Here is a 22,588-nt window from a genome sequence, read left to right on the forward strand (position 1 = left end):
GCCGCTCAGGCGGCAAGCCTTAACCACCCCTGTTCGGCGACGAACACCTACTTCTTATATTTCGCTTCCAGCGTCGCAAACCACGGCTGGACGAAATCCTCATTACTGCCCCAGCCTGGAATAATCTTGTTCAGCGACGCCACGTTCACCGCACCTGGATGGCTGTTGAGCGCCTGCTGAGAAATCGACGCGGCTTTGAATTCATACGTCGCTGGGGTGGTTTCACCGGCAATCTTGTTCGCCACCAGGCGCATATTTACGGCTCCGATGGTTTTAGGATCGACCGCGACGGTCTGTACCCACGGGCTGCCTTTCTGACGCATCAGCTGCAAATCCTGATTGGAGACATCAATGCTGTACAGTTTGATCTCTGTACGGCCATTCTCCTGCAGCGCTTTATAAGCGCCCTGGCTGAACGCATCCCACGCGCCCCAGATGGCATCGATCTTGCCTTTGGGGTATTTCGCCAGAATAGCGCCCACTTTATTGGCGGTGTCGCCCTGAACATCCGTTGATACCGCGCCAATCGACTCAAGTTGATGAATGCCCGGGTTCTCTTTCAGCAGTTTTTCATAAACCACCTGACGACGTTCCATCGGTGGGAAACCCGCTACCCATAATTTAACGATGTTGGCTTTACCGTTGAAATCTTTGATTAACTGTCCCAGAGACAGTTGAGCCAGAGAAGCATCATCCTGAGCTGTCACCGTAACGCCCGGAATCGGAGTATCCACCGGTGTATCAAATACCGAGACTTTAATACCAGCGTCCGCAATGCGTTTTACCAGCGCGCTGGCGTATGGCGCTTTGCCATGTGACAGAACAATACCGTCGTATTTCTGGCTGATGGCCTGATTCACGAAATCCTGAAAGCGCGCATCGTCGCCGTTGCTGAGAAACGTACTGACTTTAAAGCCCAACTGGCGGCCTTGTTGAATCGCCCCCGCAACAAACTGCGTGGTGTTGTCGTCTGAGCCAAGGTTACGGATAACCGCAATACGGATCGGCCCTTCATGGTTAGCGATAGCGGCAGGAACGGGCGTAACGGTGTCGGCAAACGCTGCGCTGGCGTTTAGCAGGCTTAATGCCAGCAGCGAGAGTGTTATCTTTTTCATTATTCTTAACTCCAGTAAGGGGAACGCGCCTCAGCGGCGCTGAACGTACGTGATAGCCAGTGCTAAAGCCAGCACCAGCCCTTTAATAATGTCCATGGCGTAATAGGGCACGGATAACATCACCAGACCGTTTTGCAGCACGCCAAGAATAACGGCACCAAGTAGCGTACCCAGCGCATTCGGTTTACCTGAACCGGCAAGGGATAAGCCGATCCAGGCCGCAGCGACGGCATCCATCAGATAACCGCTGCCCGCATTCACCTGCGACGATCCAATGCGTGAGGCCAGCAGAATACCGCCCAGCCCCGCTAACAATGAGGCGATAACATAGGCCAGTACGCGATAACGCGTGGTACGAATACCCGAAAGTCTGGCGGCTTCGGGATTACCGCCCAACGCGTACATGCGGCGACCGTGCTTTGTCAGGGATAGCGCCAGCTGTGCAACGACCGTGACAACCAACATGATAATGACGATGGTGGGCACCTGGCCCAGCAGGTTAAAGGTTGCCGGAATTGTGCCCTCAGCCATGTCGCCGCTGGGCAACACCATATTTTCCGTAATCGAGCCACCAAAGCTGTAGGTCATTGCCACGCCCTGAATCACAAACAGGGTGGCGAGTGTTGCCAGCATGTCGGGAATACGCAGCACCACGATCAGGAAGGCGTTGAACAGGCCGACCAGCGTACAAAGGGCCAGCGTAATTGCGATAGCCGCCGTCGTATCAAAGCCGTACCAGACGAATAACGAAATCACCAGGGCGTTTGCCAGTGAGGCGGTCGAACCAACGGAAAGATCGAAGCCGCCCACGGTGAGCGACACGGAAACGCCCACCGCAATGACGGTCACGATGGCGATGGATCGCAGGATATTAATGATATTGTTCGGCTCCAGAAAACTGTCGGATGCCAGACCAAAGGCTGCGATCAATATCACTACCGTCAGCAGCATGCCCCACTTGTACAGGAAATCGAACAGTTGATGGCGCAGCGAGGAAGACGCTGCATTCAGGGATAAGTCTTTACTGCTCACGCAGGGGTTCCTCCGGTGGAATAGAGCAAAAGTGTCTCTTCTGTGGCTTGCCGTCCCTCTAACTCCGCCACAATACGTCCATCCCAGAGCACACAAATACGGTCGCATAAGCCGACCAGTTCAGAAAATTCGCCAGAGGCGTAAATAATGCCTTTGCCTTCATGGGCAAGGTTGCTGATCAGCGTGAACAGCTCCGTTTTGGCTTTAACGTCCACGCCTTTCGTGGGTTCATCAAAAATCAGTACGTCGGCGTTGTTGCGTAACCACTTGCCTATCGCCACTTTTTGCTGATTACCACCTGAGAGACGACGCAACTGCTGCGCCGGGCCTGTCGTACGTACGCTGAGACGACGGATAACCTCCTCTGCCCAGCGCCAGGCCTGACGATGACCAAACAGGCTCCAGCGGGAAAAACTGTCGTCTGCGCTGATACTCAGGTTCATCGCCACCGATTCATCAATGAAAATGCCTTCTTTGCGACGCTCTTCTGGCACCAGCGCCATGCGCTGTTGCACCGAGTCGTGTGGCGATCGCGGTTTCCAGCGTTTGCCGTGCAGTTCACCGCCTGAAACACGGCTCTTACTGGCACCGAACAGCGCCTTGCAGAGTTCGGTTTTCCCTGCACCGGCCAGACCGGCAATGCCCAGAATCTCGCCTTTGTGCAGGCGCAGCGAGATATCCTGTAGCAGGTGTTCATCATGCAAACCCTCCACCGCCATGAGCACGGACTGCGGCTGAAAGGGGCGACGCGGGGGATAAATATCGGTTAACGGATGCCCCAGCATTTTTTCAACAATCTGCTCACCGCTCAGCGAAGCCATCGGGGCGCTTTCGATCAGCCGTCCATCGCGCAGCACCGTCAGGCGATCGCAAATGGCTTTCAGCTCGTGGATGCGGTGAGAAATAAACACCACGCCAATGCCGCTGGTCTGGAGGCGACGGACCACGGCGAACAGGCGTTCGCTCTCGTGCTGGTCTAGCGGCGCAGTAGGTTCATCGAGGATCAGAAAGCGGCAGTGATGCGACAGGGCTCTCGCCAGCAGAATTTGCTGCTTCTCCGCCAGCGAGCAGCGCTCTACCGGGCGTTTAACATCTATGCTGGCATCCAGTTGGGCCAGCAGTTGGCGCGCCTGGCGACGAATATCGCCCCAGCGAAAGCCGTGGCCGGGCTCGGCCAACTGATCCAGCAGAATATTTTCGGCGACGCTTAATTGCGGCACCAGCGCCACATCCACCTCCTGCTGTACGAGGTGAATGCCCAACTGCTTCGCGTCTCGCGGGCTGCGAATCGACACCGGTTTACCGTCCAGCAGAATCTCGCCGCTGTAGTGACTGTGGGCGCCCGAGAGCACCGCCATCAGCGTAGACTTACCGGCACCATTGGCCCCGGTCAGAGCATGAACCGAGTGGCCTTCACTCTGAAAATCCACCGACGTTAACGCGGCAAATCCGCCAAAATCGATGGAGATGTTACGCATCTCAAGGCGATTTAAAGCACGCATTGCAGGGATCTCCATTAAAGTCACTGACCACATTTTTTCCTGAAGCATCAGGCACGGCAACAGCCGAAAGCGCATAAGTTAGCACAGAAACTTATTAGCCATCCAGACATCTGGACATAATGGCGGCTAAAGCTGGGGAAGCGCAGTAAGTTGGTGATTTAGCGGCAGGAAGTGGGCTTACTCCAGCGGATTATGCTGCGCAGGCACCAGTAACGCTGTGACGCGCTTTCACTCATCAGGAAAGAATGCGCGCGCGCTGGGATGCTGAAGGCCAACGTGACCCGGTTAATCTTTAAAACGGGGGCAGGGCAGGTTATTTGAATGCGTAAACCTCGGCTAAGTCGGCCAGATCCCAGTTTCCCCCAGTGAGCAGCACACACACTTTTTCGTCGGGTTGCAGGCTAACCGATCCCGCCAGTAGCGCACCGAGACCGATTGCAGCGGCCGGTTCCGCAATCAATTTTGCATCCCTCGCAAGCACGCGCATGCCCTGAATAATATGTTCTTCATCCACCACGATAATCTCGTCGACGTACCTCTCAATAATGGGGTAGGGATTACGTCCCGGTACGCTAATTCTTAAGCCGTCAGCGATGGTGTTGAGCAGCGGAAGGGAGGTGGGCTGCTGGTTGATCCGGCTTTGATAATATTTCGGCGTCAGGGCTGGCTCAGCCCCAATGACCCTGACAGCGGGGCGAGATTCTTTGATGGCCGTGGCGACACCGGAAAGAAGCCCGCCACCGCCCAGCGGAACGATCACGGTATCCACATCCGGTAAATCATTCAGTATTTCGCAGCCGATCGTGCCCTGACCGGCCATAACCATCGGATCTTCAAAGCCATGCACCACCGCATAGTTGTTGAGCTCGGCAATCTCATAGACTTTTTTCCAGCGCGAGGCGTTGTCGCCATCGAAGAGAATAATCTCCGCACCCAGGGCCCGGGTGTTCTCGATTTTGATTTTCGGCGTCGTTACCGGCAACACCAGAACCACTTTCACGCCCAGCATGCTGGCCGCATACGACAGGCCCTGCGCATGATTGCCTGATGAACTTGAAATAATGCCGTGGGCAAAGGCTTCAACGGGCAGGGAAAGCACTTTATTTAACGCACCGCGAATTTTAAACGCGCCGGTAATTTGCAGCGTTTCCGGTTTGAGATAGAGCTGGCAGCCCACCTGTTTTTCAATTTTCTCAGCGCGCAGCAAGGGTGTGTGACGAATATGGGCGGCAATGCGCTGTTGCGCTTCGTGAATATCTTGCAGGGTAGGATACTGACGCGTCATAGCGGTTACCTTCGTCTGGACGAAAAATTATTCAAAAAACGCAAAACGGGTTCCGACGCCTTTTTCAATCGCTTTGCGGTAAATTTTACCGGCGGTCGTGTTGTCCTGGATGGACAGTCCGGTGGAGTCAAAAAAGGTAATTTCCGCCTCGTTCTCTCTGCCCGGTTTATTGCCCAGCAAGATTTCACCTATCTCAGCATGAATCGCGTTTTCACTGATGATGTTTCTGTCCAGCGCGTGCCAGGTTTCCCCTTTCTGCGTGCACTGGGTCAGGGAATCGACAACGATTTTTGCCCGGCTGAAAATCTGCGGATCGAACTCCTGCTTGCCGCGCTGGTCGGTGCCGATGGCGATGATATGGGTGCCGGGCTTGATCCAGCTGGCTTCGACCAGCGGCCCTTTGCCTCGGGTGGTGGTAATGACAATATCGGCTTGCTCCACCGCGGCCTGACAGCTCTCAGCCACAATCACCGGAATGCCAAACGCGCTTTCAATATCCTTTTTAAAGGCAATACGGGTTGCTGGCGTTCGGCTCCACGCATGAATCTCCTCAATTTGCATTACCCTGACAATGGCGCTGATCTGCATCCTGGCCTGATTGCCGGTGCCTATCATCGCAATTTTTTTTGCCCCGGCGCGCGCCAGCGCCTTCACAGAAACGGCACCCGAGGCGCCGGTTCGCAGGCCGGTAATTAGGCTGCCGTCCATGACGCAGCACAGCGCACAGCTACGGGCATCAAATAAAATTACCGTACCCATGCCGCCCGGCAGGCCATATTCCACCGGATTCTGGGGAAAAGGACCGGAGGAAGCCTTCATCGAAATCAGTTCACTGGTTTTGTAATAACTGGTTTTAAAGTCGATTTCCCCTCCCGCTTCGGGGAGATGCAGGCCAATATAATCCGGCTGTTCCACCAGGTTGCTGTTGAACGCTTTATAGGCTTCTTCTACGGCCTCAATGACGTCGTCGGTGCTGATGAGCTGACGGACTTCCTGTTTGGTAAGCAATAACGTATTCATGCACCCTCTCATTGCGCAGTGAAGAAGGCCTCTCCGTCACACAAAAGGCATGATGCCGTGGCCGGAGGCAGTTTGGCTAATGCGCATTATTGCATCGGCGGTACAACAGAAAATGTCAATTTGCGGGTGGAATAAACGCATTTAGCTGTTTTAGCGAGCGATAGCGAAAGCGCATGCTAAGTCAGAGCCGGGTAGCGAGAGAGGGGGCCAAAAGGGGCAATAAAAAAGGGTTTATGATGAACATAAACCCTCAGAGACGTTATCGCGCTGGAATTACTTTTCGGGTACCACGTTCAGCAGCGTCGTCAGCAGTTTCCAGTAAAGACCGACGCTCTCGATGTGCACCTGCTCATCGGGTGAGTGGGGACCGGTGATCGTTGGGCCAATTGAAACCATATCCATATCTGGATAAGGCTTTTTGAACAGACCACATTCCAGGCCTGCGTGAATAACCTGAATGTTAGGCGTCTTGTTGAACAGTGCCATGTAGGTTTCACGGGTCAGTGCCATAATGGGCGAATCTGCATCTGGCTGCCAGCCAGGGTAGCCGCCTTTCGGCTTCGTTTGCGCGCCTGCCAACTGGCCCAGTGAGGTTAACATCTGCACAACGTAATCGCGGCCGGTATCGATCAGCGAACGAATCAGGCAGTTAATTTCTGCTTTATCGGCCTCCATCGTGACCACGCCGACGTTCAGTGAGGTTTCAACCACGCCTTTGGCAACGTCAGAGTTACGGATCACGCCGTTTGGCGTGCTGTTCATCAAATTCAGGAAGCGATCGCGGCTCTCTGTCGTCAGCGCATCACCCTGATGGGCAACCGGCTCGCTGACAAAGGCGATGTTTTTCTCTTTCACGCCGTGTTCATTTTGCAACGCAGCCAGGAAGCTGGCGGCTGCCGATTTCAGGTTGTCCACTTTGCTGCTGTCAACAGACACGGTCGCAAAGGCTTCACGTGGAATCGCGTTACGCAGCGTTCCCCCGGTGAACGTCACCAGACGTAAATCCAGCTCTGCGGCATGGGCGGCAAGGAAACGAGCCAGTAACTTGTTGGCATTCCCCAGGCCCATATGAATATCTGCGCCGGAGTGGCCGCCACGCAAACCTTTCAGCGTAAGCTTCAGGGTTTCGCTACCAGCCGGAACGGCTTCACGAGTCAGGGGGAGCGTGGTGATAAAGTCGATACCGCCTGCGCAACCCATGTAAATCTCACCTTCTTCTTCCGAATCGGTGTTGATCAGAATATCGGCCTGCAACCAGCCAGGCTGTAAGCCAAACGCGCCATCCATGCCGGTTTCTTCGGTCATGGTCAACAAGACTTCCAGCGGGCCGTGAGTCAGGCTGCTGTCCGCCAGGACGGCCAGCGCAGACGCCATGCCAATGCCGTTATCGGCACCCAGCGTCGTGCCGCGCGCTTTCACCCATTCGCCATCAACATAAGGCTGGATAGGATCTTTGGTGAAGTCGTGAACGGTATCGTTGTTTTTCTGCGGCACCATATCAAGGTGAGCCTGCAGCACCACCGGGGTGCGCTTTTCCATCCCCGGGGTGGCTGGTTTACGGATCAGAATATTGCCTACCTGATCGCGCTCACACCAGAAACCTTGTTCTTTAGCCCAGCCAACGATATAGCTTGCCAGTGCTTCTTCATGAAAAGAAGGATGCGGAATAGAGCAGATCTTAGCGAAAAAATCCCACAGTGGCTGTGGAGAGAGTTGAGACAATTCAGACACGACAAGTCTCCTGTGTCAGTGCGCCGGCCAGGCCGGACATTGCGAAGTTCCAGTGAAAGATCGCCGTCAGTATACCGACGAGATAGGGCGAGAATATCACTGTTTCTCACCCGGTGTGATATTCAACGCGTTAAAAAGCCGCAACCAGAAGCCAGGTGCTGGTTTTTAGCGCGTCATGTCCTTATAATCTCGCGCAACCTTTTCCCCGTTGCACATTTTTTAAGCCACACTGACTGGCTGGGATACCTATTTATGAGCGAAAAATACGTCGTTACCTGGGACATGCTGCAGATTCATGCCCGTAAACTGGCTCAACGCCTGCTTCCTGTTGAACAGTGGAAAGGCATCATTGCAGTCAGCCGCGGCGGTCTGGTACCGGCTTCGCTGCTGGCACGTGAACTGGGTATTCGCTATGTCGATACCGTTTGTATTTCCAGCTACGATCACGATCACCAGCGCGAAATGAAAGTGTTAAAGCGCGCAGAAGGCGATGGCGAAGGCTTTATCGTGATTGACGACCTGGTTGATACCGGCGGCACCGCACAGGCCATTCGCGAAATGTACCCAAAAGCCCGTTTCTGCACCATTTTTGCTAAGCCTGCGGGCCGTGAGCTGGTTGACGATTATATCGTTGATATCCCTCAGAACACCTGGATTGAGCAGCCATGGGACATGGGCGTGGTCTATATTCCGCCGATTGTAAAAAGCTGATTGATGTAACACAAACAACGCCCGGTTTTCCGGGCGTTGTGCTTTCTGCGCCTCGCGAGTTGTTTTGCGGTACAGTACACTTACTTACCGCTGTTAATGCTGTCAGAGAGGTAATATGCCTGGCAAAAACCTGAGCGTTGAGCTGTTCAAGCCTCGTTTTAAACACCCTGAAACCTCGACCCTGGTGCGACTGCGTCGTCACGCCACACATGAGGTGCATTCTGCGCTGGATGGGGACAGCCAGCGTGGCTGGTACCGGATGCTTAATAAGCTGATGTGGGCCTGGCGTGGTTTGCCCTCCCAGGAGATTAGTGAGGTGCTGGCGCGAATCGCCATCAGCGATGTTGAGCACACCAATTCGGCGCTGCTGGATACGGTCATCGGTTACCGTAACGGTAACTGGAACTACGAGTGGAGCAGGCAGGCGGGCATCTGGCAGCAGCGGGCACTTGACGCGAACACCGACGAACACGATCGGGCTGGTCACGACTGGTTACATGCGTCGCATCTCTACAGCGTGGCGGCGTATCCTTATATAAAAGGCGATGAGCTGGCCGATCAGGCGCAGACGCTGGCCAGCCGCGCTTATGAAGAGGCAACCCAACGGCTACCCGGAGAGCTTAAAACGCTCACCTTTCCGATTCAGGGCGGCAGCCCGGTAAGCGGCTTTTTGCATATGCCGTCCGGCGTGGACGCGCCTTATCCCACCGTCATGTTTTGCGGCGCGCTGGATTCGCTACAAACCGATCATTATCGTCTGTTCCATGACTATCTGGCACCGCGTGGCATTGCCATGCTCACGCTGGATATGCCTTCCGTGGGCAATTCGATGAAGTGGAAGCTCAGCCAGGATACCAGCTTTCTGCATCAGCAGGTCCTGCGTGACCTGACCTCTGTCCCCTGGATCGATCACACACGCGTTGCCGCGTTGGGCTTTCGCTTTGGTGCCAATGTGGCGGTCCGTCTGGCCTATCTCGAATCACAGCGGCTTAAAGCCGTGGCCTGTCTGGGACCGATCGTACACAGTCTGCTGACGCAGGCTCCTCTGCAGAACAAAGTGCCGGATATGTATATGGATATGCTTGCCAGCCGACTCGGCATGACGGGCACCACGGACAGCGCATTGCGGGCGGAACTGCTTAGCTACTCCCTGAAAAATCAGGGCTTGCTGGGGCGCAGAACCTCAACGCCAATGTTGTCCGCCTACTGGACAAACGATCTCTTTAGCCCGGAAGAGGAAAGCAAATTAATCGCTAACTCCTCGTCGCAGGGTAAGGCCTTGTTAATTCCGGTAAAACCGGTGATCGCCAGTTTTGATAAGGCACTTAATGAAATCAGCGACTGGCTGGCACAACGTTTGCAAAGATAGCTGGCAAAATTTGCCGTGTTTGCTACAACTACTAGCTGGAATCATTCGGATCGTCGAAAGACAGAGCAGCATGGCTGCTACGGTTCGGAATATAAAGCCTGTCCTTATGGAGAATTAGCATGACGTTACCGAGTGGCCATCCCCGCAGTCGCCTGCTTAAACGCTTCACGGAACTGGGACCTTACATCCGTGATGGAAAGTGTAGTGAAAACCGTTTTTTCTTCGACTGCCTGGCTGCCTGCGTGAATGTAAAACCTGCGCCCGAACTGCGTGAGTTCTGGGGCTGGTGGATGGAGTTGGAAGCGCACGCCGATCACTTTACCTACGTTTATCACATTGGTCTGTTTGACAAAGAAGGCGACTGGTCTGTCGCTACGATCAAGGGCAAAGATAACAACGCCCGCGTGGAAGAAACGTTACGTAATTTCCACGGCCGTCTAAAAGAGATGCTGAAAGAGTTTGAACTGGATCTGGTGCCTGCCAGTGATTTTGATGAAAAACCGGTAAAACTCAGCGCCTGACATCAGGCCCCTGCGAGGGCCTTTTTTGTACCCGCCTCAGGCAGCCAGAGTATCTGCAGGCAGACAGAGTCATGGGGCGACAGGAAAAGGAAAGGGCGAGTTTTGCAACTCGCCCTTTTAGCAGACACATTCACATTGAGGGTAAAGCACTAAGCCTCTCCATAGCGCGGGCCGTCATTCCCTCGACAGTCCCTCTCGCCAGGCAAGACTCAGATTCATCAGAACTGGTAGGTCAGGCCAACAGCAACAACGTCATCGTTGTTAAGCGCCAGCTTATTGTCTTTATCCAGTTGGTTAATTTTGTAATCAACAAAGGTCGACATGTTTTTGTTGAAGTAGTAGGTCGCGCCCACGTCGATATATTTAACCAGGTCTTCGTTGCCGATACCGTTTTCGATATCTTTGCCTTTGGTCTGCACGTAGCCAATGGATGGACGCAGGCCGAAGTCAAACTGATACTGCGCAACCAGTTCCAGGTTTTCTGCTTTGTTGGCAGAGCCAGAAACGGAGCCGCCCGCGACGCGGTTGGTTCCACTGATTGGCGTCATATTGCGCGTTTCGGTGTAAATCGCTGCCAGGTAAACACTGTTGGCGTCATATTTCAGACCGGTGCCCCACGAGGTGGCTTTATCGCCGTGACCATATGCGCCTGCCTGCTGGGCATTGGTACGGTCAGAAGAGGTAATCGCACCGAGCACGCTCACGCCTGAATCAGCAATGGTATAACCCAGTGATGCGCCATAGCCGTCGCCATTCTGACGACTTGTATCGATGGCGTTATTCGTTCCTAAGCCACGTGTGTTCGCGCTCTTGTCATCATTTTTACCCTGATACTGAAGAGCAAACTTCAGACCATCCACCAGACCAAAGAAGTTGGTGTTGCGGTAGGTGGCTACGCCAGTGGCGCGCTGTGCCATAAAGTTGTCGGTACGTGCCGTGCCGTCACCACCAAATTCCGGGAAGACGTCAGTCAGAGACTCAACGTCATACAGCACGCCGTAGTTGCGGCCGTAGTCAAATGAACCGTACTGAGAGAATTTCAGACCGGCAAAGCCCAGACGGGTTTTGTTGCCGTTGTTGGCATCGGAGCCTTCTGAGTTGTTGGCGTTGTACTGATATTCCCACTGGCCGTAGCCGGTCATCATATCGTTAATCTGCGTCTGGCCTTTAAAACCAATACGCACGTAAGATTTATCGCCGTTAGCACCGGCATTGTCGCTGAAGTAATGCTCGGCTTTAACCTTGCCGTAGAAATCCAGCTTGTTACCATCTTTGTTATAAACTTCAGCGGCCTGCGCAGCAGAGGTCAGGGCCAGAGCAGATACCACGATTGCCAGTGTACTTTTCTTCATTTGCTATCAATCCCAATGAGTAAAAATTTTTTGTCCTCAACGTCTTCCTGTTACAGGCATGGCTGCCTTTATTCTCCGGCTGCTCAGTGAACAGGCCGGGGGGCATTCAGTTGCCGCCTTGTTACAACAAGAAAACTTTTGAGGCATCAATGAAAAAGTTTGTAAAACACGGACTTTTTACCGATCAATGATGAACTTTTTATGACAATTTTGATGTTTTGTTGTTAACAGGGAACTTTTGGTCTAATTGACGCTCTGCGAAATTTGTAGTTTTTCCCTTACTGGCTGTTGGCTTCCCTCACTGCACCTGTTAAAAAGTCGGTTCACAGAAATTTTTTACGGCAGGACAACATGAGTGGCAGTCAGACCCTTGTGGTCAAATTGGGTACCAGCGTTCTTACCGGCGGTTCGCGTCGGTTAAACAGAGCGCACATGGTGGAATTAGTGCGTCAGTGCGCGCAACAGCACGCCGCCGGCCATCGTATTGTGATTGTGACCTCCGGCGCGATGGCGGCCGGTCGTGAGCATCTGGGGTACCCCGAACTGCCGCCTACCATCGCCTCAAAGCAGCTGTTAGCTGCGGTGGGGCAAAGTCGTCTTATTCAACTGTGGGAACAGCTGTTTTCCATCTACGGCATTCATATCGGTCAGATGTTACTGACTCGCGCCGATATGGAGGATCGTGAACGCTTTCTTAATGCGCGCGATACTTTGCGTGCCTTGCTGGATAACCACATCGTGCCCGTCATCAATGAAAATGACGCGGTTGCCACCGCTGAAATCAAAGTGGGTGACAATGACAACCTGTCTGCGCTGGCAGCCATGCTGGGTGGGGCAGACAAGCTGCTCTTACTGACCGACCAGCCGGGGCTGTTTACTGCCGATCCACGTAATAATCCAGAGGCGGAATTAATCAGCGATGTGCATATTATCGATGATGCGTTGCGCGCCTTAGCGGGCGGCAGCGTGTCCGGACTGGGAACGGGCGGAATGTCGACCAAACTGCAGGCCGCAGACGTTGCCTGCCGCGCCGGTATCGATGTGATTATTGCTGCAGGCAGCCGCAGCGGCGTCATTAGCGATGTGATTGCGGGCAAGCCGGTGGGCACCCTGTTTCATGCGCAGCAAACGCCGCTTGAAAACCGCAAACGCTGGATTTTTGGTGCCCCGCCAGCAGGCGAAATTACCGTGGACGACGGCGCGCTTGCCGCCATTATCGAGCGCGGCAGCTCACTGCTGCCAAAAGGTATCCGTGAGATTCAGGGCAATTTCTCCCGTGGAGAAGTCATCCGTATCCGCAGCCTGCAGGGGCGCGATATCGCCCACGGCGTTTCGCGCTATAACAGCGACGCGATGCGCATGATCGCAGGGCATCATAGTCAACAGATAAGCGAAATTCTGGGCTATGAGTACGGGCCAGTTGCGGTACATCGTGACGATATGATCGTCAGCTAAGGAACAGATATGCTTGAAGAAATGGGAAAGGCGGCGCGTGCCGCAGCCTGGGCGATGGCGGACCTGTCCGCAGTCGAAAAAAATCAGGTTTTGCTCACGATTGCTGACCGACTTGAAGCAGAAAGTGAGATTATTTTAACGGCGAATGAGCAGGATCTGGCCGAGGCGCGACAGAACGGTATGAGCGCCGCGTTGCTCGATCGTCTGACCTTAACGCCGGCGCGCCTCAGCGCGATTGCCAACGATGTCCGCCAGGTCTGCCAGTTAGCCGATCCGGTCGGGCAGGTGATCGATGGCGGCCAGCTGGACAGTGGGCTGCGCATTGAGCGCCGTCGCGTACCGCTTGGCGTGGTGGGGGTTATTTATGAAGCGCGTCCAAACGTTACCGTGGACGTCGCCAGCCTGTGCCTGAAAACCGGCAACGCCGCGATTCTGCGCGGCGGGAAAGAAACGTGGCGCACCAATGCAGCGACGGTGCGGGTGATTCAGACTGCCCTTCAGCAGCACGGTTTACCGGCGGCGGCGATTCAGGCTATCGAAAATCCGGATCGTGAGTTAGTCAATCAGCTACTCAAACTGGATCGGTATGTGGATATGCTGATCCCGCGCGGGGGGGCCGGCCTGCATAAGCTCTGCCGGGAAAATTCTACTATCCCGGTGATCACCGGTGGAATCGGGGTTTGCCATATTTATATCGATGACACCATGGACATTGCCCCTGCACTGGACATCATCGTCAATGCCAAAAAACAGCGTCCGAGCGCCTGTAATTCGCTTGAAACGCTGTTGATTGACGCCGCGATTGCCGATCGTTTTCTACCGGCTTTTACTGCGCGCATGGCCGAAGAAAATATCCCCTTACATGCTGATGCCAATGTTCTGACGCGGCTGCAACAGGGGCCTGCCAGCGTAACGGCCGTGAAAGCGGGCGACTATGACGATGAGTGGCTGTCGCTCGATCTGAACGTCAAACTGGTCGCTGATATGGATGAGGCGATTGCGCATATCCGTATGCATGGCACCCAACATTCCGACGCTATCCTGACGCGTAGCACCAAGAATGCGGCCCGCTTTGTGAAGCAGGTGGACTCTTCTGCGGTGTACGTGAACGCCAGTACACGTTTTACCGACGGCGCACAGTTCGGTCTGGGCGCAGAAGTTGCCGTCAGTACGCAAAAACTGCACGCCCGCGGCCCTATGGGGCTTGAAGCGCTGACCACCTACAAATGGATTGCCTGGGGTGATGACACCCTGCGTGCATAACTGCATTTTTTAAAATAAAACGGGGGCCTGTTCAGGCTCCCGTTTTTTTTATGCTGCTTTTTCCGCGCCACTCAATGGTAGAGTCTTGCGTTTTTTGATGCGTTTTTAAGCCGTCAGAATGATATTGATCGACCAGGACGATTCAGTAGCCTGGCCTTTTTTTACAAAGAATGACTGAAAAGTGAGACTGCACGCGGCTTGCCGACGCATTTTGTGGTTCGCTGTGCGGTGATAGGGTGACAAATAATCAGAAATGCTAAGTCATGCTGTTAGGTAGTAAACTGACGGTAATATAAAATGAACTGGTAGCAAAAATGAAAAGAACATTCAGCGCCTCTTTCACGGTCAATTATTAACTAATGGTTAAAAAAGAAAGTACCAGACAAGCTTTCACCGCCAGGCTGATTGCAGCCTGCGAAAGTGCGGGCATTACTGGACACGGACGCAATAAACAGGTCGCCTGTGCGTTACAACGCCAGGGTTGCAAGATTTCAGCACCGGGCGTGTGGAAATGGTTCAACGCGCAGTCCGTACCCGATAATGGCAATTTACTCGCGCTCAGCCAGTTACTGGGCGTCAGGGTTGAGTGGCTGCAACACGGTATGGATCAGCCTCCGGAATCCTATCCCCTTCACGCATTTCCCGGCCCAAAAAACACCTTTCGCGTGAACAGTTTTGATTTAGGGCAAAAGTCAGCGGTAGGCGATGATTTTGTCAAAATCATTCAGGCCATTGAATACGATCAGGATGAGGCCCGGGTTCTGTTCAGCGGCCGTCCTGCCGACCATATCCGGCTCATTGCCATAAACAGCGATGCCATGTCCGATACCTTTGGCCCGCGCGATCAGCTGTTTGTTGACATAAGCGTTCAGAATTTTGACGGAGACGGTATCTACATTTTTACGTTGGATGAGCAGCTGTATCTCAAGCGTCTGCAGCTGCAACACAAAAGAATTGCCGTCATATCGGACAACAAACGTTACGAAACCTGGTATCTCGACAGAGACGATGTCGGGAGTTTAAACGTACTGGCTAAAGTCATTATGAGTCAGGCCCGGCAGTATCATATTCTGGGATAGGCCATCCAGCAGGCCTGCCCGCATATTCTGTAAAAAAATAATCGGCCTAAATTCAAAAAGTTAACTTTCAGTTAAAAATAAATTAACTAGTGGTATTTGATAAAGCATAAGAACCTGTTAATAATTTGAACATGGATGAAACAACGTGTTACCTCATGGATGAAACGCTCTTAAACAATTGAGGCGCTGCACAAGCGCGAATCAACCCCCCCAAAAGCTAATGAGCTTTGGGATGGGGTGGATGCGCCTAATGCAGCGTCGTCAGATGCCGCCTGTTCCCTTTTGCTGACCCTTCCACCTGACTGATTATTCAGCCGGGAGGTGCGCCTGCGAACAGCTTTCAGCGACATTCGAGCCTGTTCTTCAGACCCAAAACACTCGCCAGCCACCCTATCGCCAAAGACTCATTCACAGGAGGAGTTATGGCGATAATTCACTATGGCAAAAGCGTTTTCATCGGCAACGCACGTACCCGCCGTCATCAGCGGCGTCAACCTCTCAACCGTCTCAAACAAAGCATCGACGATGCGCTTAACTACCCACCCGAACCCCGACCTTTGCGACGCGCTGAACAAATTTGTCAGCGGCAGGTTACTTCTGTGGTTGACCGCGCGGTAAGCGCGCCACAGCGGAGAAGCAAAGAGATTTCAGGTTTTGATAACTGCTGTCTGCCCCATGTTCACCTTTACGCGGTTCGCTGAACGCGACGACCGTCACCGATCCACTGCCTGTAGCAGGCCGCGCCATCCTCCCTTCCTGTGCCTGATTTTTAGGCAAAACGTTAGTGCTGCTGCATTTTTAACCGTTCTGCCGCTGCGTTTATCGCTGGCACTAATCAGTTTGCTTTATGTTTTTTCATGGTGGATGGGCTGCCTGCATCATCACTGAGGAGTTTCTATGAGTCAGATTATTGCAATACTGAATTTCGAAGAAGGTTACGCCGAAATGCCCTATCTCGATTCACTGGGGTTTCCTACGGTTGCCGGAGGGATTCGTATCGGACCAAAAGGGGCGTCATTAAGTAACTATGTGCTGCGGGTGCCGCGTCGGGTGGGCGATGTGTGGAAACAGTGCATTCTGGAAAACAAAATCACGGATATGCAAAGTCGCGCTCCCCTGAAGCAGGCGCTGGCAAAGTGCAATGACGCACGAACCGATGTGTTGATGAGCATGGCATACCAACTGGGCGTTGACGGAGTTTTGCAGTTTAAAAATATGCTCAGTGCCATCACGCGTGAGCATTTTACGGAGGCGGGCGATGCCATGCTCAACAGTCTCTGGGCCCGGCAAACCCCCGGGCGCGTCAGGCGTCATGCTGAAGTCATGCGTAGCGGTAACTATGACATCTACCGGGGGCTGCTATGAGATGGTTATTTTTCATCATTGCCGTGCTGACCGTCATCATTATTTTGCTGCTGATGCAGCGTTTCACCACGTTGCAGTTCGTTTCCCATGCCAAATTGTTATTTAAAACCTGGTCTGTATGGCTGGCTTCGCTGGGGTCAATGCTCAGCGCCTGGGTCCAGTCATTTCCGTCGTCTGCCCTCAGTGCGTGGCAAACGCTGCCTGACGATGTGAAGAGCATCCTTCCCCACAATTACCTTGGTCTCATTGGCGCCTTTATGGTGGCGATGGGCGTCATTGCGCAATTTGTTCGCCAGAAAAACCTGCTGAATGAAAAGCGCCAGAGCAAAGAGGAGGCATCATGACGTTTTTTTCTCTGTTTACCAGCGGCTGGCACGGGCTGGCGGCGATGGGTGCACTGATCATCGCCGTCGTTGCCAGCTACGTCGGAGGTAAGAAAATCGGCAAGGTGCAACAGCAAGCCCGGTCGGAAGCTGACAGCGCCAGGCAAGAGGCAAATCGCATGGCGAATGTTACTCATCAACAGCAACGCAATAGTGAGGAGGCGAAGCGTGTGGCGACTGATAACCTTAATCTTGATGACGCTGCTGCTCGCGACAAGCTGCAGCAGTCCAAATATCACCAACCCTGAGCCCATCATTTATCGCGATTCAGCCTGCATCCTCTTTTCCCCGATTTATACCCATGGCGATGACGCCAATAAGGCCGACATTCGCACCGTGCGCGCCATTAACAGCCATAACGATTTATGGGATGTCCTGTGTGGTCATTCCGCTGCCGAAGATTCTTTAACCTTCTGATTTACAGCCTATTATCCTGAGGAGGATATCATGATTGAAGTTAACTCATTTGCTGAGCTTCGTACGACCATGCCGTCAAAACCAGGTGAAATTGCCGTACTGAAACGCTACTACGATAAAGATTCCAGCTTTCGTGGCGGCGGCGATTTTGTGGGGTTTACCGGCACCACGATTTTAAAAGATGATGGCGGTACGGTAGCCATAGGAAACGGCTTCTACTGGAAGCGTTCAATCAACGATCCGCGAGAAGTGAACATCCTGCATTTTGGGGCCAAGGGCGATGGCGTCACGGATGACACCGATGCGTTTAAACGTATTCTCGGCTGGTCACAAACTTACAGCCAGAATATGAAGGGATTGCCGGTACGTTTCCCGGGCGGGCGTTTTCTGATTATGCCCATGGATCTGAGCAATGCAGAAATCCCGTTCTTTGGCCTGGCCGGGGACGATCTGGCGCTGGGTTCTCTGCCCGGCACCACCATCGTGTCAGATAAAAGTGCCAATACCCTGTTCAAAGTTCAGGCACGGCGCACCACCATTCGTGGGATTACCTGGGACGGACAGGCCACGGCGGATACCGTCACCAACACGGCCACCATTACCCCTGAAATGTGCAGCAATGTTCAGCCGTTTTTTGAAAACAGTTGTATGGCAGGGCAAATCGTTAATATCAGCTGCTTTCGGGGGCAGCGCAGCGGTGGAACCATCTTTAAGCTGCAGGACACGCTCGACAGTAAGTTTGAGCAAATCTATACCAATACCACCTACTCGCGCGTTTTCGATATCGGCTGGTCAGGTTCCCCCAAAGGCGTCTGGGATCACTCTACGGCCGTTGAGTTATGCAATGCGAATTTCCAGACGGGCTATGGTGATGCCACGCTGTATATGCCGCGTATGACGCAGGCGATTATGCGTAACGTCTGGATTGAACATACGCGCAATCCCGGCGATCTGTCTGATGGCGGCTGGACCATCGATACGCTCAACGTCGAGAACTGCAGTACCCCAAAATACTGAACAACGCCCGCGTGGTAATGCGTCATATTAACCTGCAGTCAGGTTCAAAGCTCAGCCAGGACCTTGTGGCAGGCAAGTGGCTTTCTACCTTCGAGTACGGCTATCGACGTGACGAGAACTACGGCACTTTCATGAGCGGTTCGCTACGGGCCGGGTACTTTAGTGGCTATAAGGTAGTGAACAATACGGAGACGGATAACTGGTATCGTCTTGGGCAGGTATTTTTCCCGGCGCCTAATCAACAGTGGGTCATTGAGTTGATCGGTAAAGCGGATAACACCACGCCTTCAGGTACGGCAGGCTCGCCCGTCAATATGCCCGGCACGGGCAAGACCTGGATCAACCTGCAGCGGCTGGATACGGTCTGGGCAGATGCCTGCCATATGGGGCAGCCTGCGGTGATGGACATTCGCTATAACCGTGTGGGAACCACCTATGCCGGTATCTGGGTTAAGCTGCGAGCCAACAGTGGTGAAACCATGTTTAACCTGAAAACCACCGGTCCGACGCGCTTTGATACGGGTTCCTGTTCCCTGTTTCAGAGTGACCTGTCGCTGGTGGATGACGTATCGAAAGTGGGCACGCTCAAGCCTGCCGCACGCTTTGGGTTACATAATGGCGTCGCGGGCGTGGGCGCCAATGAAAAAGGCGTGGTAACCCTCGCCACGGCGGCGGGGTCGCCGACCAATAAAACAACGCCGACGGGTTTTGTGCTCATCAATATTAACGGTACCGATCGTAAAGTCCCTTATTACGATTAACGCTGGCAATCCTACGCGAGGCTTCGGCCTCGCTTTTTTTTGCTTTAAGCGCAGTACCTGTCTCTTCCGCCGCTCTTGGGTTTTATCGGGATCTGAATGCCTGCCGGATATATTCGTGGAACGCATTGATGCCAGTCTTTGTTATTTAAACGATTGTTAAACGACGTCAACTCAGGTTGCGGGAGTAACACCTGAAAGCGCACTACTTGACAAAAAATTTTGCAATTTAATACTAAAAATTATTCTTCCATTAAATCTCCGCAAGAAACCATCCATTCTTGCAACATAAGGAACACGTTGTATGGTGGCTGCCATCATTATTGGTATTTTTATTATTAGCGTAATCTATGCACACTCGCGCGGTGTAGAAAAACAAAAGTTCTCGCGTCAGTTGTTTGATCACTCGACCTTTATGGCACCTGTTAATATGTTCATGACAGGCTTTTCAAGATTGCCAGCGAAACAGCCCTATTTTTCGACAGAGGAATTTCCAGAGCTTCGCGAGTTGACCGATAACTGGCAGGTCATTCGCGAAGAGGCAATACGTCTTCAGGATCATATCAAAGCGGCCAAAAGCCATAATGATGCAGGGTTTAATACCTTTTTTAAGCGTGGGTGGAAACGGTTTTACCTTAAATGGTATAGCGACGCACATCCGTCTGCCCAGCAGCTCTGCCCGGTCACCACGGCTCTGGTCAGTAAAATCCCCTCAGTGAAAGCGGCGATGTTTGCAGAGCTGCCGGCGGGCAGTCATTTAGGTAAACACCGCGATCCCTATGCAGGATCGGTTCGCTATCACCTCGGCCTTGTGACGCCCAACGATGACCGCTGCTTTATTGAGGTGGATCGACAACGTCACAGCTGGCGCGACGGGCAGGCGGTTATTTTTGACGAAACCTACGTGCACTGGGCACAGAATGAAAGTGAGCAAACGCGTATCATTTTATTCTGCGATATTGAGCGTCCTATGAAGTGGCGCTGGGCACAGGCCATTAATCACTGGGTAGGCAGTACCCTGATGTCGGCAGCAGCCTCACCCAATGACGAAAATGACAAAACGGGTTTCATCAACCGCATTTTTAAATACGTCAATGCGATTCGCGATGCCGGACAGAATTTAAAAAAACGGAACAGGACAGTCTATTACTGGGTTAAGCACTCCTCGATTGTACTGATATTCCTTGCGATCATCGTGCCGAGTATCGTGATGTAGAAAGGGAATGACAGCCAGAACAGCACTCAGCGTCTGGCTGAACCCATAATACAGGCAGTGAACACCGTTATTTGGGTTTAAACTGCCTTACATCAATCGCGTATCGTTTTATTTTTCGCCACAATGTGGTGCGGCCGATGTGTAGCAGATCAGACATCGCCTGAACTTTGCCCTGAGTCATGCGGGCAGCCTGGAGGATCGCTTCTTTTTCAATCGCGCTAAATGACAGATTATCCGGCAGCAGAGAGGCGTTTGCGGCATTGTCAGGTTGCTCAGATAAAAGCGATTCTGGTAGGTTATTCCATCGGATATGGCCATGTTCACTACTGATAGCAATATTTTCAATCACGCTGTTTAATTCAAAGTCATTACCGGGCCATCCATAACCCATTAATTGCGTCATCACCTCGTCATCAACTTTAAAGCGCGAGGAAAAACGTTTTTCCAGCCTGCGTAGGCGGTGATTAATTAAATAGGGAATGCTGTTACGCCGCGCGCGCAAGGGCGGAATGGCAATCTCAAAGGAATGTAATGCGTAATAAAGCTGACGGCTAAAACGATTCTGTTCCACAAGATGGGCCAGATTAACGGTAGTCGTGGCAATCACTTTAATATCAACGGGGATCAGCCGCCGCGCATCAAGGCGAGTCAGCACGCCTTGCTTGATGACCTGAAGCAGGACAGATTGCTGTCCGGGTGTCAGATATTCAATCTTTTCCAGAAACAACGTGCCGCCGCTGGCCAGTTCCAGACGGCTTAAACGGCCATCTCTATCCTCGCCGGGTGCACTGCCTGTAAAATCCTCTCCCTGTGTATTGTCGGCATAAAGCTGACAGTTAACCGCAATGTAAGGGCCGCTTGCCCGGTCACTTTCATTATGAATTGCCTGACTCAGCAACTCTTTACCTACCCCTTCTTCCCCGCACAGTAAGACAGGAAAGCTGCCTTTGGCTGCCTGACGACCAAAATGTATTAAACGACGCGTGTCGGCATCCTCTTCTGGCATCTGTTCAAAGGTGTGACTGACTTTACCCAGTTGGCTGGTCATGAGTTGACGGACCTGCTCAACCGGATGGAGCAGTAAAATAAAGCTGTTGCCCTGAACTTCAACAATGGGTTTCAGGGTAATCACCGCATCAACAAACTGATGCTGGCTCTCGAAGGTGACTTCCACATGTTTTAATCCCTCTACCTGCTTAATCGCCCGGCGCAGCAGAGCCGGCAGCGTGATCAGGTCAGCGATATTCTTTCCCTGACTGGTTAAGGCATCAAGGTGCAACTGCCGGGCTGCCTGAGCATTCAGGAACTGCAGGACGCCTTGCTCATTCCACGCCATGACGCCGTCGTCCATGCTCTCCAGCAGGCCATAAAGCTGGTTCAGATGGCGGTTGGAATCGGCTAACAAATTGTCTGTTAACAGTGAATTGCCTATTTCCCGGGCAACAGAAAGCGTAAGCGAGAGATCGGAGGGCGCCTGATCCTGATAAAGACAGGCCAACGCGATAGAGCCAAATAAACGACCGTGATTATCGAATATGGGTGTAGAGCAGAAAGACCAGGTATGAAGAGCCCGTTTGAAATGCTGTTCCCGGCTGGTTTTTAATGGCTGGCCTTCAAGCGCGGCCAGTGACAGGGCGCAGGTACCGATGATACTTTCCGCACAGTAACTTCCCTCCTGCAGGCCTAATTTCTCAAGATCCAGCAGCGTCTGTGCATCGCCACAACGGTTTAAGATACAGGCGGATTCATCAAGAATAAACAGCGCACAAGGGCGGTTCGCCATATATTCCCACGCATCCTCAAGCGTGGCCTGGCCTATGGTGAGCAGGGCGGTTTTGCGGCGGCAAATCGACGCGTAAGTTAATCCCTGTGCCTGATGCGGTGCTTGCCAGTTATCCCGCTGCATGTATTTACTGCAGCGGTGCCATGACTGAGCTATCACCGCTGAAACGTGTTTATCGCTCTCGGGCGCGAACACTGTCATATCCATTTCCGCT

At 52.9% G+C, this 22,588-nt stretch carries 19 protein-coding genes and 1 pseudogene; 12 read left to right on the plus strand and 8 right to left on the minus strand.

All coding sequences use genetic code 11. The annotated features are described in order from the left end of the window. Positions 1-47: 47 nt before the first annotated feature. The 6 genes from EL29_RS01845 to EL29_RS01870 form a co-directional block, all read right to left on the minus strand. A complete protein-coding gene (locus EL29_RS01845) occupies positions 48-1,115 on the minus strand; it encodes a sugar ABC transporter substrate-binding protein (protein ID WP_014593006.1) in 1,068 nt (355 codons plus the stop codon). Between the two features lie 30 nt (positions 1,116-1,145). After that, complete coding sequence (locus EL29_RS01850) at positions 1,146-2,147, minus strand: ABC transporter permease (RefSeq protein ID WP_028714852.1); 1,002 nt, start codon at positions 2,145-2,147, stop codon at positions 1,146-1,148. Next, positions 2,144-3,649: a sugar ABC transporter ATP-binding protein gene (locus tag EL29_RS01855; protein ID WP_028714853.1), complete on the minus strand. Its 1,506-nt coding sequence runs from the start codon at positions 3,647-3,649 to the stop codon at positions 2,144-2,146. The genes EL29_RS01850 and EL29_RS01855 overlap by 4 nt, the downstream gene beginning before the upstream one ends. A 313-nt stretch (positions 3,650-3,962) precedes the next feature. Next, positions 3,963-4,934: a threonine ammonia-lyase gene (locus EL29_RS01860; protein WP_013024776.1), complete on the minus strand. Its 972-nt coding sequence runs from the start codon at positions 4,932-4,934 to the stop codon at positions 3,963-3,965. Between the two features lie 27 nt (positions 4,935-4,961). Next, complete coding sequence (locus EL29_RS01865) at positions 4,962-5,954, minus strand: ornithine cyclodeaminase family protein (RefSeq protein WP_014606500.1); 993 nt, start codon at positions 5,952-5,954, stop codon at positions 4,962-4,964. A 273-nt stretch (positions 5,955-6,227) separates the two neighbouring features. Next, the gene (locus EL29_RS01870) at positions 6,228-7,685 is read right to left on the minus strand and encodes a beta-Ala-His dipeptidase (protein WP_028714854.1); all 1,458 of its coding nucleotides are present in this window, start codon (positions 7,683-7,685) and stop codon (positions 6,228-6,230) included. Between the two features lie 252 nt (positions 7,686-7,937). Between EL29_RS01870 and gpt the strand changes: the two genes are divergently transcribed. The 3 genes from gpt (at position 7,938) to crl (ending at position 10,286) form a co-directional block, all read left to right on the plus strand. Next, the gene (gpt, locus tag EL29_RS01875; RefSeq protein ID WP_014606498.1) at positions 7,938-8,396 is read left to right on the plus strand and encodes a xanthine phosphoribosyltransferase; all 459 of its coding nucleotides are present in this window, start codon (positions 7,938-7,940) and stop codon (positions 8,394-8,396) included. Positions 8,397-8,511: 115 nt separating this feature from the next. Further along, complete coding sequence (gene frsA, locus EL29_RS01880) at positions 8,512-9,765, plus strand: esterase FrsA (protein ID WP_028714855.1); 1,254 nt, start codon at positions 8,512-8,514, stop codon at positions 9,763-9,765. Positions 9,766-9,884: 119 nt separating this feature from the next. Beyond that, positions 9,885-10,286 carry a sigma factor-binding protein Crl gene (crl, locus tag EL29_RS01885; protein ID WP_015700889.1) on the plus strand — a complete coding sequence of 134 codons (402 nt, stop codon included), beginning with the start codon at positions 9,885-9,887 and terminating at the stop codon, positions 10,284-10,286. A 218-nt stretch (positions 10,287-10,504) separates the two neighbouring features. Here crl and EL29_RS01890 read toward each other — a convergent pair whose 3' ends face one another. Continuing rightward, positions 10,505-11,638, minus strand: a complete 1,134-nt coding sequence (locus EL29_RS01890; RefSeq protein WP_014606495.1) for a porin OmpC — start codon at positions 11,636-11,638, stop codon at positions 10,505-10,507. Between the two features lie 351 nt (positions 11,639-11,989). Between EL29_RS01890 and proB the strand changes: the two genes are divergently transcribed. The 9 genes and pseudogenes from proB (at position 11,990) to lpxO (ending at position 20,591) form a co-directional block, all read left to right on the plus strand. Beyond that, positions 11,990-13,093 carry a glutamate 5-kinase gene (gene proB, locus EL29_RS01895; RefSeq protein ID WP_014593015.1) on the plus strand — a complete coding sequence of 368 codons (1,104 nt, stop codon included), beginning with the start codon at positions 11,990-11,992 and terminating at the stop codon, positions 13,091-13,093. Positions 13,094-13,102: 9 nt separating this feature from the next. Beyond that, positions 13,103-14,356 carry a glutamate-5-semialdehyde dehydrogenase gene (proA, locus tag EL29_RS01900; protein ID WP_028714856.1) on the plus strand — a complete coding sequence of 418 codons (1,254 nt, stop codon included), beginning with the start codon at positions 13,103-13,105 and terminating at the stop codon, positions 14,354-14,356. 359 nt (positions 14,357-14,715) lie between these two features. Continuing rightward, positions 14,716-15,435 carry an XRE family transcriptional regulator gene (locus EL29_RS01905; protein WP_028714857.1) on the plus strand — a complete coding sequence of 240 codons (720 nt, stop codon included), beginning with the start codon at positions 14,716-14,718 and terminating at the stop codon, positions 15,433-15,435. Positions 15,436-15,857: 422 nt separating this feature from the next. Further along, on the plus strand, positions 15,858-16,136 hold the full coding sequence (locus EL29_RS01910) for a transcriptional antitermination N peptide (RefSeq protein WP_013024787.1): 279 nt from the start codon (positions 15,858-15,860) through the stop codon (positions 16,134-16,136). Between the two features lie 196 nt (positions 16,137-16,332). Continuing rightward, positions 16,333-16,800 carry a lysozyme family protein gene (locus EL29_RS01915; protein ID WP_013024788.1) on the plus strand — a complete coding sequence of 156 codons (468 nt, stop codon included), beginning with the start codon at positions 16,333-16,335 and terminating at the stop codon, positions 16,798-16,800. Beyond that, positions 16,797-17,144 carry a DUF7940 domain-containing protein gene (locus EL29_RS01920; RefSeq protein WP_013024789.1) on the plus strand — a complete coding sequence of 116 codons (348 nt, stop codon included), beginning with the start codon at positions 16,797-16,799 and terminating at the stop codon, positions 17,142-17,144. Before EL29_RS01915 ends, EL29_RS01920 begins: the two co-directional genes overlap by 4 nt. Continuing rightward, positions 17,141-17,431, plus strand: coding sequence for a hypothetical protein (locus EL29_RS01925; RefSeq protein ID WP_013024790.1), 291 nt, complete (start codon positions 17,141-17,143; stop codon positions 17,429-17,431). Before EL29_RS01920 ends, EL29_RS01925 begins: the two co-directional genes overlap by 4 nt. Before the next feature lie 199 nt (positions 17,432-17,630). After that, positions 17,631-19,378: pseudogene (locus tag EL29_RS01930) on the plus strand (putative phage tail protein). A gap of 301 nt (positions 19,379-19,679) precedes the next feature. Then, a complete protein-coding gene (lpxO, locus tag EL29_RS01935; protein WP_028714858.1) occupies positions 19,680-20,591 on the plus strand; it encodes a lipid A hydroxylase LpxO in 912 nt (303 codons plus the stop codon). Positions 20,592-20,658: 67 nt separating this feature from the next. Here the strand turns inward: lpxO and dhaR are convergent, their stop codons facing one another. After that, the gene (gene dhaR / locus EL29_RS01940) at positions 20,659-22,575 is read right to left on the minus strand and encodes a dihydroxyacetone kinase operon transcriptional regulator DhaR (RefSeq protein ID WP_028714859.1); all 1,917 of its coding nucleotides are present in this window, start codon (positions 22,573-22,575) and stop codon (positions 20,659-20,661) included. Positions 22,576-22,588 lie beyond the last annotated feature (13 nt).

It is taken from the genome of Pantoea ananatis LMG 2665, assembly GCF_000710035.2.
Taxonomy (GTDB): Bacteria; Pseudomonadota; Gammaproteobacteria; order Enterobacterales; family Enterobacteriaceae; genus Pantoea; species Pantoea ananatis.